Source organism: Herbiconiux daphne, from assembly GCF_024979295.1.
Classification (GTDB): domain Bacteria; phylum Actinomycetota; class Actinomycetes; order Actinomycetales; family Microbacteriaceae; genus Herbiconiux; species Herbiconiux daphnes.
Genome location: NZ_JANLCJ010000048.1, coordinates 1 through 2331 on the forward strand (window position 1 = coordinate 1; position 2331 = coordinate 2331).

The 2331-nt window shown below is 44.5% G+C and carries 4 protein-coding genes and 1 pseudogene; all 5 read right to left on the reverse strand.

Translation table 11 applies throughout. The features are described 5' to 3' along the window. Positions 1 to 148 precede the first annotated feature (148 nt). Positions 149 to 520: a hypothetical protein gene (locus tag N1032_RS22600; RefSeq protein WP_259542558.1), complete on the reverse strand. Its 372-nt coding sequence runs from the start codon at positions 518 to 520 to the stop codon at positions 149 to 151. Next, positions 507 to 824 carry a hypothetical protein gene (locus N1032_RS22605; RefSeq protein ID WP_259542559.1) on the reverse strand — a complete coding sequence of 106 codons (318 nt, stop codon included), beginning with the start codon at positions 822 to 824 and terminating at the stop codon, positions 507 to 509. The genes N1032_RS22600 and N1032_RS22605 overlap by 14 nt, the downstream gene beginning before the upstream one ends. A gap of 543 nt (positions 825 to 1367) precedes the next feature. Then, a complete protein-coding gene (locus N1032_RS22610; RefSeq protein ID WP_259542560.1) occupies positions 1368 to 1742 on the reverse strand; it encodes a hypothetical protein in 375 nt (124 codons plus the stop codon). Between the two features lie 74 nt (positions 1743 to 1816). Continuing rightward, a complete protein-coding gene (locus N1032_RS22615; protein WP_259542562.1) occupies positions 1817 to 2014 on the reverse strand; it encodes a hypothetical protein in 198 nt (65 codons plus the stop codon). A gap of 69 nt (positions 2015 to 2083) precedes the next feature. After that, a pseudogene (locus tag N1032_RS22620) lies at positions 2084 to 2331 on the reverse strand (hypothetical protein); the annotation flags it as partial.

A 2331-nucleotide genomic window follows, 5' to 3' on the forward strand; every position in this document is an offset into this window, starting at 1 on the left:
CGGTTGCATCAGAAGCTCTAGCCAATGAAGCAATACCAAGCAACACAACCACAAGGAAGCAAAGCATAGCGGCTTTAAACATGCCAGCCGCTTCGCTATACGCCGGGTTTTTATCCGTAGCTGTAACAACATGTTTCATCGCTCAACCTTACTTGTGGAAGGTGGTGTAACGGTCGTCAACGATATATTGACCGAGTTCTTTGCCGTGCAGGACTGGCATGATAACTGACATTGATTTGCTCTTGTCATGAGCAATGATGATTTGACGGGCTGGCTCGTCGTTCTTGTGGAAGATCATGATGTCATTCACATCACCGTTATCCAGCGTCACATCGTTGGTTGTCGCATCCAACGTGTAAGGCGTCGCATTGCCTTCCAGATCGATAGCTTGTAGCGTATCGTTTTCCCAGACGATTTTACCAGCGTCTGCAATGTGGTAAGTAACGCTGGCAGCGTTTGCAGTGGTCATACCCATAACAGCCAGAACAGTGATGGCGACAAGAGCTTTAATGAGTTTCATGTGTATCCTCGTTGATGACGTTGTATCCGAGGAAGTTAGCAAGCGCTGTGCCTGCTTCCCACGGATGAAGGAAGTTATTACGGAGTGAGTGAATCATTTGGATCAGGTCAGGTCTGCGCTTTTCTTCAACCTGCGGAATGAGGTGAACTAGTACGAAATCGTCAACTTCAAACTTACTGGCTGAAAGAATACGCTGAACCATCCTGTTCAACTTCGAACGCTTAGCGTATTTAAGTGTCATACATACCTCAAATGTAATCGAAAAAACCGGCTCTTGAGTTCCGGCTGTGGCAATACATTCCACAAGGTAAGGGTAAATCTAATCTATTTCATTTTCTCCCATATATTATTAAGGAGTTGATAAGGAATATTTCTAAGGAATATTATAAGAAGTAGTAAATATGATCTTAACTACTTCTAGGAATATTTCTTAGTAATATATGGGAGAAAATTAACGGAAGAACACAACAGGTGTTTCCTTACCCTCATTGAGGAAGTCAAGGATAGATTGTTGTTCCATTTTCTTTTCAGTGTCACGTTCACGCTTAGCGTTAAGCAAGCGGTCACGCTTATCTAAAAGATCCTCAGTGTGGCCAATTACCACAGACTGCCCAGTGCTTTTTTGCATTTCTTATCTGCCGTTGAAACGATTGTGAATAAGGCAGCAAGGATTACGATGATTGCGAATCCAGTGCTGATAGCGAATAGGAATTTTAATACGAACAACATCAGGAACAACATTGCAAAGATGCGTAAGAATGTCATTGCCATTTTTGATTACCTCAAAAGTAAATGATAGAGGCTAACTGATTTGGACTCAGCAGCCTCGACTTTTACTTTTCGTTAATCAGTAAACCATCATTGAACCGTTAACGTTGACATTTTGATTTTGTATTGCGTTAGCCATCATTTGAGTCTGATATACCTGGCTCCACATGGCCGCTTGTTGCGCTTCAGTTCGCGCCTGATTAATACCAGTCTGAACCATCACTTTGCAGGTATCAGCATCAATCACACTGCGATGAGTAGCATCACGCTGTTTCATTTCACCAACAACAGCAGTGAAATTGCGAGTGTTGCCTTGTGCCTGAGAATGACCATATTCAGCGCACAACTGAGCATCTGACATTTTAGCAGGATCAATAGCGCAACCAGTCATGGCAGCAGCAGAAGCCAGCAGAGCAACAACAGCGAACATACGTTTGATTGAATTGATTTTCATAGTCTCGACCCTTACAATTTATGTTTTAGTAAAATTACTAAAACGCCCCATCATTTCAGAGGCGCTTTATAATCTTACTTGCTTTCTTTCCAAGCACGTTTGAAACGAGAAACCTGATCGCTGAAACGTTCAGCGCCTTTGTAGGCGACCACACCAACCGTTACGGCGATTGCGATTTCAGGAGCAGCAGCGACAACGAGCAGGCCAACAGTTGCAGCAGCGCCAGTATAAAAACCTTTTTCGATGTAGTTACCGATTGTATCTTTTGCCATGATTTCGACCCTTACTGTTATGTGATAATAATCATAAAGCCTACTGGTTACCCAGCAGTCTTGAGTTTATTACCAGTGACCAACGTTACGTGAACCAGACTGAGCAGAACCGCCACCGATGTGATTACCGCCACCCAGACCGTGTGCGCTGTTAGAGTTAGCAGCGTTGCCCTGACCGTTGCCGTTTCCGCCGTGGTTGTTGTTGCCGTGATCGTGCCCCTGTTGACCGCCTTTCACTTTTGGGCTACCGATGATAGCGTCAACGTGTGGCACTGCGACCTGAGTACCAGCAGGCAGGCTACCAGCAGTTACAACAC